The 14,695-nt window shown below is 74.3% G+C and carries 16 protein-coding genes; 7 read left to right on the top strand and 9 right to left on the bottom strand.

The window, feature by feature from the left end; translation table 11 throughout:
- Positions 1-218 precede the first annotated feature (218 nt).
- Entirely contained in the window at positions 219-761 is a 543-nt protein-coding gene (locus tag ABD644_RS20950) for a GNAT family N-acetyltransferase (RefSeq protein WP_344691003.1), read from the top strand.
- 21 nt (positions 762-782) lie between these two features.
- Complete coding sequence (locus ABD644_RS20945) at positions 783-992, top strand: hypothetical protein (protein WP_344691002.1); 210 nt, start codon at positions 783-785, stop codon at positions 990-992.
- A gap of 77 nt (positions 993-1,069) precedes the next feature.
- Here ABD644_RS20945 and ABD644_RS20940 read toward each other — a convergent pair whose 3' ends face one another.
- Positions 1,070-2,449, bottom strand: a complete 1,380-nt coding sequence (locus ABD644_RS20940; RefSeq protein WP_344691001.1) for a hypothetical protein — start codon at positions 2,447-2,449, stop codon at positions 1,070-1,072.
- Position 2,450: 1 nt separating this feature from the next.
- A complete protein-coding gene (locus tag ABD644_RS20935) occupies positions 2,451-2,975 on the bottom strand; it encodes a SigE family RNA polymerase sigma factor (RefSeq protein WP_344691000.1) in 525 nt (174 codons plus the stop codon).
- A gap of 169 nt (positions 2,976-3,144) precedes the next feature.
- Here ABD644_RS20935 and ABD644_RS20930 point away from each other — a divergent pair, with 169 nt between their 5' ends.
- Positions 3,145-3,345 (top strand): hypothetical protein, encoded by a 201-nt coding sequence (locus ABD644_RS20930; RefSeq protein ID WP_344690999.1) that lies wholly within the window; start codon positions 3,145-3,147, stop codon positions 3,343-3,345.
- Positions 3,346-3,348: 3 nt separating this feature from the next.
- On the opposite strand, the gene ABD644_RS20925 is transcribed toward ABD644_RS20930, so the two are convergent.
- From ABD644_RS20925 to ABD644_RS20895, 7 genes are all read right to left on the bottom strand, one after another.
- Positions 3,349-3,753 (bottom strand): DUF1801 domain-containing protein, encoded by a 405-nt coding sequence (locus ABD644_RS20925; protein WP_344690998.1) that lies wholly within the window; start codon positions 3,751-3,753, stop codon positions 3,349-3,351.
- A 35-nt stretch (positions 3,754-3,788) separates the two neighbouring features.
- On the bottom strand, positions 3,789-5,000 hold the full coding sequence (locus ABD644_RS20920; protein ID WP_344690997.1) for an acyl-CoA dehydrogenase family protein: 1,212 nt from the start codon (positions 4,998-5,000) through the stop codon (positions 3,789-3,791).
- A 72-nt stretch (positions 5,001-5,072) separates the two neighbouring features.
- Positions 5,073-5,357 carry a DUF3040 domain-containing protein gene (locus ABD644_RS20915; protein ID WP_344690996.1) on the bottom strand — a complete coding sequence of 95 codons (285 nt, stop codon included), beginning with the start codon at positions 5,355-5,357 and terminating at the stop codon, positions 5,073-5,075.
- 155 nt (positions 5,358-5,512) lie between these two features.
- Positions 5,513-5,944 carry a DUF4383 domain-containing protein gene (locus tag ABD644_RS20910; RefSeq protein ID WP_344690995.1) on the bottom strand — a complete coding sequence of 144 codons (432 nt, stop codon included), beginning with the start codon at positions 5,942-5,944 and terminating at the stop codon, positions 5,513-5,515.
- Positions 5,945-6,149: 205 nt separating this feature from the next.
- A complete protein-coding gene (locus tag ABD644_RS20905; protein ID WP_344690994.1) occupies positions 6,150-7,889 on the bottom strand; it encodes a RecQ family ATP-dependent DNA helicase in 1,740 nt (579 codons plus the stop codon).
- Positions 7,890-7,998: 109 nt separating this feature from the next.
- Positions 7,999-9,744: an HNH endonuclease signature motif containing protein gene (locus ABD644_RS20900; RefSeq protein ID WP_344690993.1), complete on the bottom strand. Its 1,746-nt coding sequence runs from the start codon at positions 9,742-9,744 to the stop codon at positions 7,999-8,001.
- 505 nt (positions 9,745-10,249) lie between these two features.
- Entirely contained in the window at positions 10,250-11,464 is a 1,215-nt protein-coding gene (locus ABD644_RS20895) for a DUF2786 domain-containing protein (RefSeq protein ID WP_344690992.1), read from the bottom strand.
- Positions 11,465-11,553: 89 nt separating this feature from the next.
- Here ABD644_RS20895 and ABD644_RS20890 point away from each other — a divergent pair, with 89 nt between their 5' ends.
- From ABD644_RS20890 to ABD644_RS20875, 4 genes are all read left to right on the top strand, one after another.
- Positions 11,554-11,949: a TOBE domain-containing protein gene (locus tag ABD644_RS20890; RefSeq protein WP_344690991.1), complete on the top strand. Its 396-nt coding sequence runs from the start codon at positions 11,554-11,556 to the stop codon at positions 11,947-11,949.
- A 99-nt stretch (positions 11,950-12,048) separates the two neighbouring features.
- Entirely contained in the window at positions 12,049-12,822 is a 774-nt protein-coding gene (modA, locus tag ABD644_RS20885; protein ID WP_344690990.1) for a molybdate ABC transporter substrate-binding protein, read from the top strand.
- Positions 12,819-13,640: an ABC transporter permease gene (locus ABD644_RS20880; RefSeq protein ID WP_344690989.1), complete on the top strand. Its 822-nt coding sequence runs from the start codon at positions 12,819-12,821 to the stop codon at positions 13,638-13,640. The genes modA and ABD644_RS20880 overlap by 4 nt, the downstream gene beginning before the upstream one ends.
- Positions 13,637-14,683: an ABC transporter ATP-binding protein gene (locus tag ABD644_RS20875; protein ID WP_344690988.1), complete on the top strand. Its 1,047-nt coding sequence runs from the start codon at positions 13,637-13,639 to the stop codon at positions 14,681-14,683. Before ABD644_RS20880 ends, ABD644_RS20875 begins: the two co-directional genes overlap by 4 nt.
- Positions 14,684-14,695 lie beyond the last annotated feature (12 nt).

Raw genomic sequence — 14,695 nt, 5'->3', positions numbered from 1 at the left:
AGTGATCGGCACAACCCATGCATGCCAGCCCTTCACAGAGCGGCAGGAACGCTACGAGCCAGATCACCACTGGCCAGGATCCCAACCACCGCAACGGATCGCGGCGCCAGCACCCTGACACTGACGGAACGCTAGGACCGGTCGCTCCGCTCGGGAAGGCGATCGTGCGCGCCGGGGACCCCCGTCGGCGCGTCGCGGCGGCACGGGAGGATGGGTGCGTGTCCACCGCCGACGCCCAGCCCGACGCCGCCGTCGCAGTCACCGCCGTCACGGCCGTCGACGACCGCCTCCGCCGCGAGCTGCTCGCCTGCTGGACCGACGTCTCGAATGCCGGCGGTGCGGTCGGTTTCGTGCCCCCGATCACCGAGGACGACGTCGCGCCGGTCCTCGGCAAGCTGGTCGAGGGCGTGCACTCGGGCCGGGACGTGCTCTGCGTCCTCACCGTCGACGGCGCGACCGCCGGCTTCGCCGCGCTCGTCGGCTCGTCGAGCCCGCTGCGCCGGCACTGGGCGATGGTCCTGCGCGTGCAGGTGCACCCCTCCCGCCAGGGGGCCGGGCTCGGCCGGGTGCTCATGACCGGGGTCCACGACATCGCGCGGGAGCGCGGCTGGGAGTTCCTGTCGCTGTCCGCCCGCGGCGGCACCGGCGTGGACCGGTTCTACCGCGGCCTCGGGTACGCCGAGTTCGGCCGGCTGCCCGGCGCCGTCCGGGTGGCTCCCGGTGACGACCGCGACGAGATCCTGCTGACCTACCGGCTCTGACCGGCTGGCAGGCTGGCCGGCATGACGTCACCGGAGCCCGGCACCACCCGCGACCCCCGTCGGGAGCGGTTGATCGCGCTGCTGCTGCTCGGGGTGGCCGTCGTCCTGCTCGTCTCGTCCGTGACCTGGTTCGGTACGGGTCAGCAGCTCGTCGGCATCGGGCAGCTCGTCCTGGGTGCCGGGCTCGCGGTGGTCGGCGCGCTGCTGTACCGCCGCGCGACGCGCGCCTGACCGTCGTCCGCTCGGATGGCGCAGCCGCGCCTCGGCGACCAGCTGGCGCATCGCCGTCACCGACGCCGGCTCGGTCATCAGTCGACCCGGAAGATGTCGGTCGACGCGACGACCGCGCCCGTGTCGTCGAGGATCCGGACGCTCGCGGCCGACTGCGGGTCCGCGAGGTCCCCCGTGCCGGCGCCGTTGGTGAGCGGGAGGCTCTCGAGCACCGCGCCGGACGCGTCCAGGACGTCGGCCCGCACGCCCGACGGCGCCGTCACCACGAGCCCGCCGAGCGTCTGGGCTGCGAAGACGCGGTCGAGCAGCGCGGTACCGGCCGGGGCGAACGGCAGATCGACGCCCATCACGCCGGTGTCCGGGTTGGTCGGCACGAAGGTCTCCAACCACATGCCCGTGGCGCCCGAGGGGAAGGTGATCCCGAAGAGCTGAGCATTGCGGCCCGAGCCGATCGGCCCGGCCGCCAGGAGCGTGGGACCGGCCTCGTCGGCGGTGAGGCCGTACTGCGCGACGAGGTAACCGACGCTCGAGACCTGCCAGGCGCTGGGGGCGCCCTGCGCGGCCTGGCCGCGCGGGTCGGCCGGCACGATGTCGGGTCGGTCGAGGCCCACCCGCCGGCTGTCGGACATGGCGACCCCGTAGGACGTGTCCCGGGATCGCTGGACGAGGAGCGTGGCGCCCGACTGCGCCCAGCGGCGCTCGACGGCCAGGACCGCGATCCCGTCGACGAGGTCCAGGGGCTCGGCCTCCGGCGTCACGATGGTCCCCTCGGCGTCCACCTCGGGGATCAGGGGCCGGTGGACGACGTCCCCGGGGTTGGCGACCACGATCAGGGTGAGCGTCTCGGCGTCCGGATCGCCGTCCACGAGACCCACGACGTCGGTGCCGAACATGCCGGGGTAGTTGGCCACGGACATCTCGTGGGCGTCGGCACCGCGCGGGCCGACGAACCAGGCGTGCACGACCTCCCCGCCGCTGCGCCCCACGACCAGGGCGACCCGGCCGCTGGGGACGTCGTCGGCGTAGGCGACCCGCCGGGTGTCACGCGGCGGCTCCGGCATCTCCATGCCCGGGTCGCGGGGCGAGGTGCCGTCCTCGTCCCGCCACGGCAGCCTGGCGACGCCGGCGAGCCAGGCGTCCTCGTCGGCGAGACCTCCGCGGGTCGGGGTCGCGTAGATGCCCTCGTCGGGCGACGCGGGGTCGCCGGGCGCGGTGGGGCGGGCGGTCTGCCCACGGTCGTCGTCGGCGGCGAGCGTCGAGGCCACGACGGGGACCCCCACGAACACGAGGACGGCGGCGACCGCGGCGGCCACCAGGCCGGACTCGCGGCGCCGCAGGCTGCGGTGCCGCTGCCGGGTGAGCTCGGCGAGGTCGCGGGGGGCCGGGGGGACGTCGTCGGCACGGGCGCGCAGGTCGCGCCGGAGCCGGGCCTCGAGGTCGGTGTCGGACAGCGTCATGTCAGCACTCCTCCAGGACGGCGGCGGTCCCCGCGGTGAGGCGAGGCGTGCCCAGGTGCTCGCGCAGCCGGGCCAGCCCGCGCTGGGTCTGGCTCTTGACGGTGGAGACCGAGCACCCGAGCAGGTCGGCGGTGTCGGCCTCGCTGAGGTCCTCGGCGTAGCGGAGGACCAGGACGGCGCGCATGCGGGGCGGCAGGGTGGCCAGCGCGTCGGCCATCTGCTCCCGGTCGGCGAACCCGTCGTTCGCGTCGGGGCCGGGGACGTCGTGCGCGGGCAGCGACACGATCTCCTGCGTCGTCCGGAGCCGGCGCCAGCTCGCGGCGCTGGTGACCAGGATCCGGCGCACGTAGGGATAGGGGTCCGCCGAGCTGATCTTGTTCCATCGGCGGTAGGCCTTGACCAGCGCCGTCTGCAGCAGGTCCTCGGCGTGGCCGCGGTCGCGGGTGAGCAGCACGGCGGTGCGCAGCAGGTCGTCCGACCGCGCCGCGACGAACTCCTCGAAGCCCGCCTCGTCCCGTGTGCCCACCCGTGCTCCCCTCGTCACCCCCTATGACGCCCCAGAGGGGCGGGTGAGTACGCCTCCGTGACCAGATCGTGATCCACGCCGTTCCGCAGTGGGGGGAGGTCGGCGGCGTTGCGGGCCCCGGGAGGCGGTCGCACACTCCTCACGAGCCGACCGGCGGACGGAGGAACGGGTGAAGCTCGACAAGCAGGAGCTGGTCAGGGTGCTGCGCACCGGGGGCGACAACGAGACCGCGGACAAGGTGGAGAGCCAGTTGCCTGACGAGATCGACACCGACGAGCACGGCGACGCGCTCGACGCGGTGGGTCTGGAGCGCACGGAGCTCATGAACAAGCTCGCCGCGGGTGGCTTCGGGGGCTCGATCGCGCCCTGACCGTCAGCGGGCCCGGCGCGCGGCCCCGATGTCGACGGCCAGGTCGAGGTACCGGCCGACGACGTCGTCGTCCACAGGGCATCCGGGCTCGAACACCAGCATCCGGACCTGCTTGCCCGTCCCGGTGAGCAGGCCGTCCACGTCTGGCAGCTCGGCGCCGCGCTCGAACACGAGCTGGACGCGATCGGCCGTCGGGAAGATGGCGCAGACGAAACCGGCCACCGGATCCCGGTAGTTGATCGAGTGCCAGCCGTGCCGGACGCGCTCGGTCAGCTGCGGGTGCGCGCGCAGCACGGCCGCCCGCACGAGCTGCGCGGTGGCGGCCACCCCGTCGGGGTGGTCGGCCAGCAGCTCGGCGACGGCCGAGGTGCTGACCTCGGAGCCGCCGACGACGGGTTCACCGGGCACGGACGCACCCTGGCACAGGGCGCCGACAGTTCGGCTCAGCCGCGGTAGGGCCGCTCCCGGGCGAGCTCCTCCTTGGCGATGCCGCGCAGGTGCACGGCGTCGGGACCGTCGACGATGCGCAGCGTGCGGGCGTGGGCGTAGAACCGGGCCAGCGGGGTGTCGCCGCTGACGCCCGCGCCGCCGTGCAGCTGGATCGCCCGGTCGATGACGTCGAGGGCCACGCGGGGCGCGGCCACCTTGATCGCCGAGATCTCGGTGCGGGCGCCCTTCGCGCCGAACTTGTCGATGAGGTCCGCCGTCTTCAGGACGTAGAGGCGGGCCTGGTCGATCTCGATCCGCGAGAGGGCGATGCTCTCCCGGACGGTGCCCTGCTCGGCCAGCGGCCGGCCGAACGCGACGCGGGCCTGGGAGCGCTCCACCATCAGCGCCAGCGCCCGCTCGGCCATGCCGATGGCGCGCATGCAGTGGTGGATCCGGCCCGGGCCGAGCCGCGCCTGCGCGATCATGAAGCCGTCGCCCTCGCCGGCCAGGATGTTGCTCGCCGGAACCCGGACGTCGGTGAACCGCAGCTCGGAGTGGCCGTGCTGGTCCTGGTACCCGAACACGGGCAGGTGCCGGATGATCTCCAGCCCCGGGGTGTCGCGCGGCACGAGGACCATCGACTGCTGCCGGTGCGGGGCGCCGTCCGGATCGGTCTTCCCCATCACGATGAAGATCTGGCACCGCTCGTCGGCGGCCCCGCTGGTCCACCACTTGCGGCCGTTGATCACGTACTCGTCGCCGTCGCGGACGATGGAGGTCTGGATGTTGCGGGCGTCCGAGGACGCGACATCGGGCTCGGTCATCGCGAAACCGGAGCGGATCTCGCCCTCGAGCAGCGGCTGCAGCCACCGCTCCTTCTGCTCGGGCGTGCCGAACAGCATCAGGGTCTCCATGTTGCCGGTGTCCGGCGCCCCGCAGTTGATGGCTTCCGGTGCGATGACCGGCGACCAGCCGGTGATCTCGGCGACCGAGGCGTAGTCGAGGTTGCTCAGGCCGGCGAGTTCGTGGTGGAAGAGGTTCCACAGGTCGCGCTTGCGGGCCTCGGCCTTGAGCTCCTCCAGGACCGGGGGGTGTCCGTGGTCGTCGTGGCCGCGAGCGGCCCGCCACTCCTCGTACACCGGCTCGGCGGGGAACACATGCTCGCGCATGAAGTCCCACATCCGACCGCAGACGTCCTCGGCTCGGGCGGAGAGGGCGAAGTCCATCCTCGCAACGTAGCCGCGGGCGTGACCGGCGTCTCGTCGGGGGCGGTCGGGACCGTCAGGGACGCCGGACCGTCAGGGGTGCCGGGGGGCGGGGCCGTCGGTCGGGAAGGTGCACCACCAGCAGGCCACCAGCGGCGAGGCGAGCACGAGCAGCATCGCCAGCACCCCCAGCGTCACCGCGGGGGCGGCGACCAGCGCGACTGCGACGGCCGTGACGGCGAGCAGCGCCCAGCCGATCGAGTGGTGGCGGCGGGGCGGCACCCGACCGCTGAGGAGTGCGGCCAGCTCCGGGTCCTCCCGCTCCAGGTCGTCGCCCAGTGCGCGCAGGACCGGGTCCTCGCCGGTGAACTCGTCCATCGCGACCCCCCTCGGGGTCCGAACGGGGTGTGCCTCCGGAGGGCACCTCGCCGTGGCCCAGTGTGCCCCCGCGACCTCATCCCGGAAAGGTGTCGGAACGCGGCGGAGGCCGGGCCCCGTCCGGGACCCGGCCTCCTTCTGCGGTGGTGGAGCGGTCAGACGCGCGTGGTGTCGGTGACGGCGGTGCGCACCGGCAGCAGGGCGATGACCAGGCCGACCAGCGCCGTCGCGATGTGCAGGACGTTGTCCGCGGCGTTGATGTTGAGGATGTCCCAGTCCTCGCCGACCGCGACCAGGCCGTAGACGAACGCCGCGCCGTACCCGACCGCGAGCAGCCAGCCGTAGGTGCGCGCCCCGGCGAGCGTGCGCGACAGGAGGAGGCCGGCGATGCCGATCACGATGTGCACCACGTTGTGCAGCGGGTTGATGTCGAAGATCAGCAGCGTGTGGTCGCCGTGCCCGGCGAAGTCGTCGAAGCCGGTGATGAAGAAGCCGACGATCCCGACCAGCAGGTAGACCGCGCCGAAGGCGAGGCCCAGGATCTCCGGAAGGGTGCGGCTTCCCGAGTGAGTGGAAGCAGCGGACATGTGGTCCTCCTGATGACGTTCGTCCGCCGAGAGGCCCCGGCGGTCCGGCGGATCGATTACCCGGACGCGAGGGGCGCGAACTTGTGTCACCCTTCCGGGTGGCGCACAACCAATCTCGTGGGAGCCCCTCGATGGGGCGGTGGCCCGCCCCACGTACGGCATTCGTCGTCGCCGGCTCGCGTGGTTCGGGACGAGCGGCGGTGGGTCACACGCGGGCGCGGAGGAGGTCGTTCGCCGTCACGGCCGCCAGTCCGAGGGTCTTGTAGCCGACCTCGTCGAACAGCACGACGATGCGGTCGTCCTCCACGCGCATGACCACCCCCGGGCCCCACTCGCTGTGCTCGACCGGCGTCTCGACGGCGAACGGCGATGCCTGGTCGACGGCGTGCTGTTCCTGGGCGAGCCCGGACGAGCAGTTGTCGCAGTTGCCGCACGGCCCCTCGAGCTGCTCCCCGAAGTAGCCGAGCAGGAACTGCCGCCGGCAGCCGGAGGTCTCGGCGTAGCCGCGCATCATCTCGACGCGGCTCTGGTCGACCCGCTCGTGGTGCTCGGCGAGCTCGCGCGCCGCGGCCGCGGCCTCGCCGGGCGGAGGGGCGTTGTCGGCGGGGTGGGCGGCGCCGTCCTCGTCGAGGACCACCGCCGCGACCTGCTCGAGCAGGTTGAGATCGCGGGCCAGCGGGGTGGCGGCGCGGCCGGTCTCCTCCCGCAGGTCCTTGACGTCGACGCCCTCCTCGATGCCGGCCGCCGACGCGGCCGCGACCAGGCCGGCGACCTGCTGCAGCTCCTCCTCGGCCGGCGTGCCCGCGGCGAAGAACCGGCGCAGGCCGAGGTCCTCCTGCCGGTAGACCAGGACGGCCAGCGCGGGCTCCCCGTCCCGACCGGCCCGGCCGATCTCCTGGTAGTAGCTGTCGAGGGAGTCGGCGGGCTCGGCGTGGATCACGAAGCGGGTGCCGGGCTTGTCGATGCCCATGCCGAAGGCCGTCGTCGCGACGACGACGTCCAGGTCGTCGGCCATCCAGGCGTGCTGGGTGTCCTCACGCTCCGCCGTGCTCAGGCCTGCGTGGTACGGGCGGGCGCGCAGCCCGCGGTCGACCAGCTCCTCGGCCAGGACCTCGGTGCCCTTCCGGGTGGCGCTGTAGACGATGCCGGGGCCGCGGCCGTCGCCGAGCTCGGCGAGGACTCGGTCGAGGACGCCCTCGTGCTTGGCGTGCGCATCGGCGTAGTGGTCGACCTCGAGCCGGATCTCGGGGCGGTCGAAGCCGGCGACGACGATCTCCGGGGCGACCATCTCCAGCCGTTCCACGATCTCGGCGCGCACCGGGGGTGCGGCGGTGGCGGTCAGGGCGAGCACGGTCGGGTGCCCCAGCTGCTCGATCACCCCGCCCAGGCGCAGGTAGTCAGGGCGGAAGTCGTGCCCCCAGGCGGAGACGCAGTGCGCTTCGTCCACGACGAAGAGGGCCGGGTGGGCTTCCTGCAGGGCGTCCACGACCTCGGGCTTGCTGAGCTGCTCGGGAGCGAGGAACACGAAGCGGAGGCTGCCGTGTGCGAGGGACTCCAGGACCTCCCGCTGCTCGCCGGCCGACATGGTCGAGTTCAGCTGCGCTGCCCGCCCGGCCCGGTCCTCGATCTCGGTGAGCCGCCCGACCTGGTCGCGCTGGAGCGCGATGAGCGGGGAGACGACGACGACCGGGCCGTCGAGGAGTTGGCCGGCGACCTGGTAGATGGCGGTCTTCCCGGCCCCGGACGGCAGGACCGCCAGTGTGTCGCGGCCGGACACGACCGACTGCATCGCCGCCTCCTGACCCGGGCGGAACTCGGCGAAGCCGAGTACCTCCCGGGCGAACTCGCGGATGCGCCGGGTGCGGACCGACGCGGAGCCGCCGGCGGGGCTCTGGGTGGGCGTGTCGATGGGCGCGTCGTCGGACTGCTGGCGGCGTGGCGGCACCGGGGCAGCCTGCCCGACTCCTTCGCGCGGCAAACGGTGCGCCTCGCCACCCGGGCGATGCCGCCAGCCAGGCGGTTCTGCCACCCGGACGATTCCGCGGAAGCGCCGGTCAGTCGGTCACGTGCACTCCTGCCTCGGCGGCGAGCCGTCGGGCGAGATCTCGGTTGCCCATGAGCACCCCGATGGCGAAGTGGAGATCCATGCGGTCGTAGCCCTCCTGGAGGGTGTCGGCGAGAGCCGGCTCACCGTCGGGGAAGAGGACGCGGCTGAGGCGGCCGCCTGACCGTGACGGTCGGCTCGGGGAGGCGGCCCTGATGACGGCGGGCCGTCCCGAGGGTCGGCCGGCCGGGCGTCCGGCCCGACCGCCGCGGCTGGCAGGTGCGACGCGGCTCCGTTCGCCCGGGCGACGCGCGCCCGCTCGCCGCTGCCGGCGGGGCAGCGGTCGACCGGGAGGCGGTGCGAGCTCGGCGGGGGTGTCGACCGGCGGCGCGGCGGCGGGGCGCCGGCCGATGGCGGTGTCGACGGGAGGGACGCCGGCGAATGGATCCGTGCCCGCGACGAGATCGGTGGTCTGGTCGACGCCGGCGAGTCCGGTGATGAAGGCGGCGTCCGCGGTGCCCCAGATGCGCCGGCCCTCGGGCGTCGTGACGATCAACGTGCCGTGCTGCCGGCTCATGACCAGGTCGTGGTCGTGGACGAGGCCGTGGTCGGTGTCGCAGAGAAGCACGAGATTGGCCAGGTCGGTGTCACCGCCGAAGAGCCAGTGACGCATGTGATGGGCATGCAGACGCTCGAGGCGGGTCTCGGGGCAGCCGGGGCGCGCGCAGCCGCCGTCTCGACGCAGCAGTGCTCGCCGTTGCCCCTTGGTCGCACGGCGCTTGCGGCGACCGACCCCCAGCGGCTCGCGGCCCTTCTCCAGCATCACCACGACGGTTGCCTCGCAGAGCATCCGGCGCGCCTGGGCGCCGGTGATCGCCGGGCCGCCCTCGAAGTGCGCGCGCCCGGCCGCCGCGTCGTCGGCGAGCACGTCGGCATCCACGTGCACCACGACCTCGCGTCGCGGCGGGTCTCCGGGGCGGCGGTCCATGTCCACGCGCGCCTCGGCGAGCGAGCCCAGGGCGGCGATGCGGCGGGCAGCGGTGCGTTCGCGGGCCAGACCGACGGCGGCGTCCTCGTCGCAGCGCTCGGCGACGGCGCGGTCCACCTGGCCGCCGGCTGCGCGGATCGCCCCGTGCGCGGCCTGGGCCTTCGTGTTCTGGGCGCGTTCGCGGCGAGCCTCGCGCTCGGCCAGGGAGTCGATCGCGACCAGCAGTGGGGCGCCGGTTTCGACGGGCATCCGCACCTTCAACGTCAGGTACCCCTCGTCGTCGGTCCAGTGCTCGAAGGACTGCTCGACCTCCGGCCGCCGCTCGGGCCCGGGTTTCGCCGCCTCGTCGTCGACGCGTCGCCAGGCCCGGCAGAACCGCTCTGTCTGCGATGCAGTCGCCGAGAGGGCGAATTCAAGGAGGGCGGCCTCGCAGTCGGGGGCAGCGATCCGGGTCAGCGCCCGCACCTTGGCGTACGACAACCGACCGGCGGCGAAGGCCGCCTCGATCTGCGGCAGCCCTCGCAGCGCCCGCGCCACTCGCACGTGCTCTCGGGCGGTGACCGGCGACATGCCGCACTGCCAGGCGAGCCAGTGCCCGCAGGAGTTGATGCCCACCCCGTGCCAGCCGCCGCGCTCGTCGAACTCGGCCACCAACCGCAACCACGACGCGGTCGCCGCTGCCAGCCGCACCGCCCCCGAGGTGATCGCCCGGGCCAGCTTCGGCAACGGTGAACCGGACGGATGCTCCATCACATTGTTCGAACCCATGTTCGGACCATAGGGGGCGCCACTGACAGAAACTGCTGGTCAGCGCGGCGTCGCGCTTCCGCGGAATCGCGACCGGGACGGTCGGAGCAGGGGTGAGACCTGAGGCGCGGCCGGGGCGGCGCGAAGCCGGTGAGACCTGGCGCTTCCTCGGAAGCGCGAGAGTCGACACCGGACAGTGGTGGCCGAAAGTGACCGAGGCGGTGACGGACCCGAGGCTCCGCGCTTCCGCGGAATCGCGACCGGGATGGTCGGGAGCAGGGGTGAGACCTGAGGCGCGGCCGGGGCGGACGCGAAGCCGGTGAGACCTGGCGCTTCCGCGGAATCGCGACCGGGACGGTCGAGGAGCGGGGGTGAGGCATGAGGCGCGGCCGGGGCGGACGCGAAGCCGGTGAGACCTGGAGCTTCCGCGGAAGCGCGAGAGTCGTCACCGGACAGCGGTGGCCGAACGTGACCGAGGTGGTGGCGGACCCGAGGGCTCCGCGCTTCCGCGGAATCGCGTGAGGGGTCAGTGCAGGGACGACCGGCGGTGTCCGACGTCGGCGCGCTCGGCCGCCGCCTGCCCGGCGTACCAGCCGCCCGCGTCGACCGACGCCCGGCTGCGCGTGGTGCGCACGCGCGGGAACAGCTCGGCCATCCGCTCCTCGACCGCTACCTGGCGGCTGCGCAGCACCGGGAGCAGATCGACCCCGTGCGCGGCCGCTGCCTCCTCGGTGGCGCGTCGCCGGGCCGTCTGCAGCCGCTCGCCGATCCGGTGCGCGTAGCCGAGCAGGAACGAGCGGCGGAACGTGCGGGAGCCCGATGGCCGGCCCAGCGGCCGCTCGGCGGCCGACAGCGCCTGGGCCACCTGCAACAGCAGCGAGGTGAACAGCAGCTCCACCGCGGCGACATCGCCCGGGGCGCCGACCAGGTTGGCGATGCCGAGGGTCGAGTACCAGACCAGGCGCACGTCGTTGGCCTCGGCGACCGCGCCGAGCAGCTGCATCTTGGCGCGGACGTACGGGTCCTCGACGTGCACCCGCCGGGTGACGACCGCGCGACCGCCGGGCGCCGACGGGCCGGCGTCGAGGAGCGCGGCGTCGACCGCATGCCGGGTCATCAGCTCCTGCGCCTTGGCGGTCAGGGCCTCCGCCTCCTCGGGGAACTCCGTGGACTCCGCCTTGGACAGCAGGCCGCGGATCCGGCGCAGCACCCGGGCGTCGTCGGATCCGGGCTCGCCGGCACGCCGGGGCGCGACCGGCCCCCAGCGCGAGGGCGGGGGCATGAGGACGTCGATGCGCGCCAGTGAGCGCAGCGCGGTGACCAGCGACAGCACCACCCGCCACGCCTCGAGCGGCGCCCGGCCGTGTGACCGGTGCCAGGTGGACACCACCGCCGGGCTCCCCGGCTGGAGCGCGCCGAGCTCGCGCAGCTGCTCCACCCACCCGTCCGGCGCCCGCGACGCCGCCTCTCGGAGCCGCGCGTCCTCGGCGATCAGCGCCACCGCGAGGGGCCCCGACCGCTGGGAGGCCTCGCGGGTCACCGCGTGCACGACGTCCGCGGGCTGCCAGCCTCGCTCCCACGCGTCGTCGAGCGCGGCCAGCAGCGCCCTGGTCGCGCCTCCCCCACTGTCGACGGACGGGTCGCGCGCGGCCAGCTCCGAGGCCGTCGCCGCCAATCGCGGATCGTCGGGCCCGACCAGCCGGTCGACCAGGAGACCGTGGATCCACGCGTCGTTCGCCATGCCGGGCATGGTGCCCGCCGACGCCGACGGTCGGCCGAGAGCGCTGTGGACACCGGGGCGTCGTCCACAGCCGGCGCTAGGGTCTTGCCGTGGCCGCCTCCTACCGGATCTCCGAGGCGGCCCAGCTGCTCGGCGTCAGCGACGACACCGTCCGCCGCTGGATCGACAGCGGACGGTTGTCCGCCGTCCGGCACGGCGCGGGGCCCGCCCAGATCGACGGCGCCGACCTCGCCCACGTCGCCGCGCAGTTGCACGACGCCCCCGATCCCGGCCTGTCGCATTCCTCGTCGGCGCGCAACCGTCTGGCGGGGATCGTCACGCGGGTGCTCCGCGACACGGTCATGGCGCAGGTGGAGATCCAGGCCGGCCCGTTCCGCCTGGTCAGCCTCATGTCGCGGGAGGCTGCCGACGAACTGGGTCTCGACGTCGGCGTCCGGGCCGTCGCGACGGTGAAGGCGACCCAGGTCAGCGTCGACGTGCCCTAGCGGCAGACGCGGACCACGTCAGCCGATTCAGCTACGCATCTTCGGTAGCACGTGATCTATTCTTCCGCAGACGCGGTTCGCCGCGGGCGGGAGGACACGATGAGCGCGCGCGCCTGGGCGGTGGGATCGGTGGTCGCCCTGCTGCTCGCCGGCTGTGGCGAGGCCACCGGCGGCGACGGCGATCGGTCGGACGGGATGAGCGGCACGCTCACCGTCTTCGCCGCCGCGTCCCTCACCGACGCCTTCACCGACCTCGGCGACCGGCTCGTGGACGACCACCCCGATCTCGATGTGCAGTTCAACTTCGCCGGCAGCGCGGGGCTGGCCACGCAGATCGCCCAGGGCGCCCCGGCCGACGTGTTCGCCTCGGCCAACGACACTCAGATGGCGGTCGTCACCGAGGCCGGGCTGGCCGCCAGCGACCCCGTGGTCTTCACCGCGAACGTCCTGGAGATCGCCGTCCCGGCCGGGAACCCCGCCGGGATCAGCGGCCTGGCCGACTTCGCCCGGGAGGACCTGACGCTGGCGGTCTGCGCTCCCGACGTCCCGTGCGGCGAGGCGGCCGAGCAGGTCTTCGAGGCCGCCGGGATCACCGCGGTCCCGGACACGCTGGAGGAGGACGTGCGCGCCGCCCTCACCAAGGTCGAACTGGGCGAGGTCGATGCCGCCCTGGTCTACGCCTCCGACGTCCGCAGCGCAGGCGACGCGGTCGAGGACATCGGGTTCCCGGAGGCGGAGGAGGCGGTCAACGAGTACCCGATCTGCGTCCTCGCGGCCGCGCCGAACGCCGAGGCCGCGCAGGCGTTCGTCGATCTCGTGCTCTCCGACGAGGGGCAGCAGGTGCTCGCCGACGCCGGGTTCACCGTCCCGTGAGCCGCGCCGTGAGCCGGGTCCGCGAGGGCAGCGGGGTGCCCCTCCCGCTGCTGGCGCCCGCGGCCCTCGGCGTCGCCTTCCTCGTGCTGCCGGTGATCGGCCTGCTCGTCCGGGCCCCGTGGTCGTCGCTCGGGTCGCAGCTCACCGCGCCCGGCGTCGGGCAGGCCCTGCGGCTGTCCCTGGTGTCGGCGACGATCGCGACCCTGCTCTCGCTGCTGCTCGGCGTCCCGCTGGCGTGGGTCCTGGCGCGGTCGCGCATCCGTGGGCGGGCGGTGCTCCGTGCGCTGGTGACCGTGCCGCTGGTGCTCCCGCCGGTCGTGGGCGGCGTCGCCCTGTTCCTGGTCCTGGGCCGGCAGGGGATCGTCGGCAGTTGGCTGGACGACGCGTTCGGCATCACGATCCCGTTCACGACGACGGCGGTCGTGATCGCCGAGACGTTCGTCGCCATGCCGTTCCTCGTGATCAGCGTCGAGGGGGCGCTGCGCGCGGCCGACGCCCGTTTCGAGGACGTCGCCGCGACCCTCGGCGCCGGGCGGTGGACGACCTTCCGCCGCGTGACCCTGCCCCTGGTCGCGCCCGGGGTGGCTGCCGGAGCCGTGCTCTGCTGGGCCCGGGCGCTCGGCGAGTTCGGCGCCACCATCACCTTCGCCGGCAACTTCCCCGGGACGACGCAGACCATGCCGATCGCGGTCTACCTGGCCCTGCAGCGCGACCCGGAGGCGGCGATCGTGCTCTCGCTCGTGCTGCTCGCCGTCTCGCTGGCCACGCTGCTCCTGCTCAGGGACCGCTGGCTCGGCCGCTCGGGCGCCCCCCTGTGACCCTGACCGCCGAGGTCACCGTCCGGCGCGGCAGCCTCACCGTCTCCGCCGGCTTCGAGGTGGCCGGCGGCGAGGTGCTGGCGGTGCTCGGCCCCAACGGCGCCGGCAAGTCCACCCTCGTGCGCGTGCTTGCCGGCCTGCTGCCCCCTGATGCCGGCCGCGTCGCCGTCGACGACGTCGTCTGGGACGACGAGCGCACGCACCTCCCGGCGCACGACCGGTCCGTGGGCATGGTCTTCCAGGACGCGCTGCTGTTCCCGCACCTCTCGGTCGCCGACAACGTCGCGTTCGGCCTGCGCACACGAGGCGTGTCGCGCGCGGCGGCCCGCGCCGCGGCGGAGGCCTGGCTGGCGCGCGTCGGCCTCGCCGGGCTGGGCGGCCGACGACCAGCCGAGCTGTCGGGCGGGCAGGCGCAGCGCGCCGCGCTGGCGCGGGCCCTCGCCGTCGACCCCGCCGTCCTCCTGCTCGACGAGCCGCTCTCGGCGCTCGACGCCCGCACCCGGCTGACCGTGCGGGCCGAGCTGCGCCGGCACCTGGCCGATTTCCCCGGCTCGACCGTGCTGGTCACCCACGACCCGGTGGACGCGATGGCGCTGGCCGACCGGGTCGTCGTCGTCGAGGAGGGGCGGATCGTGCAGGCCGGCACGCCGCTCGACGTCGCGCGGCACCCGCGCACCGACTACGTGGCCCGGCTGGTCGGGCTCGCGCTGCTCCCCGGGACGGGCGAGGGACGCAGCGTCCGGCTCGACGGCGGCGGGGTGGTGGCGGTCGCCGACGAGGCGGCCGGCCCGGTGTTCGCCGCCGTCCGCCCGGAATCGGTGGCCCTCTACCTGAGCCGGCCCGACGGCAGCCCGCGCAACGTGTGGCCGGCCCGCCTGGTGGCGGCCACGCCGCACGGCGCCACGGTCCGGTGCGAGCTCGACGGGGAGGTGCCGCTGATCGCCGACGTCACCGCCACCGCCTTCGCCGAGCTCGGGCTGGCCCCCGGGGCGCAGGTATGGGCCACGGTCAAGGCTTCCGAGGTCGCCGTCTACGAGCGCTGAGAGGGTAGGCGG

Source organism: Blastococcus jejuensis, assembly GCF_039534705.1.
GTDB classification, from domain to species: domain Bacteria; phylum Actinomycetota; class Actinomycetes; order Mycobacteriales; family Geodermatophilaceae; genus Blastococcus_B; species Blastococcus_B jejuensis.
Note: the sequence above shows the minus strand (reverse complement) of the source record. Positions and strands in the feature narration are given on the sequence as shown.